At 49.1% G+C, this 856-nt stretch carries 1 protein-coding gene; it reads right to left on the bottom strand.

The window, feature by feature from the left end:
• Positions 1-853, bottom strand: an 853-nt coding sequence (locus A3763_RS01320) for an FAD-dependent oxidoreductase (RefSeq protein ID WP_156494806.1), incomplete at its 3' end; no start/stop codon positions are given.
• Positions 854-856: the final 3 nt, after the last annotated feature.

Raw genomic sequence — 856 nt, 5'->3', positions numbered from 1 at the left:
GCGCTAATTCTTCTCGCTTATCAAAACGATGCATAAATCGTTCGCCATTTGGCAGTAACAACTTTCCACCTTCGCCACGTACCGCTTCAGTTATCAAAAAGGACTTAGCTTGTGGGTGGTAAAGGCAGGTAGGGTGAAACTGGTTGAACTCCATATTGGCCACGCGGCAACCACTACGCCAGGCCATGGCAATGCCATCACCGCTGGCGCCGTCAGGGTTGCTTGTGTATAGGTAAGCTTTGCTTGCGCCGCCAGTTGCCAGTACGACGAATCGTGCTTTGAATAGCTCGACATGATCGCTGGACTGGTTAAGTACATAAGCCCCGACGCAGCGATTGCCAGGTAAGAAAAGCTTTTTGTGTGTGATAAGGTCGACCGCAACCCTGTTTTCAAAAATATCGATATTTTCTGCTAACTCTGCCTGCGAACAAAGTGCTGTAGAGATTGCCAAGCCAGTCGCATCGTCCGCGTGAATCACGCGGCGGTGACTGTGACCACCTTCTTTGGTTAGGTGATAAGTGTCTTCTTCAGCGTTGTCCATCTTGGTAAAGTCAACACCCTGATCAACTAACCAGGAGACACTCTGTCTGCCGTTTTCTACAGTCTGCCTGACTGCGTCTTCGTGACATAAACCAGCACCTGCATTAAGTGTGTCTCTGATATGAGACTCGATATCATCTTTCTCGCTGAGCACCGCTGCAATTCCGCCTTGCGCCCAAGGTGTCGAGCCGCTAGATAGACCTGCCTTTGATATCACTGCAACAGATAAGTCTTTATTCAAACCGAGAGCAGCACTTAGTCCAGCGGCGCCGCTGCCAATTATTAGAACATCATAGGTATAGGAAGAAGACATTAT

Source organism: Oleiphilus sp. HI0128, assembly GCF_001635365.1.
The sequence above is the reverse complement of the archived record's forward strand: the minus strand, read 5'-3'. Positions and strand labels throughout refer to the sequence as shown.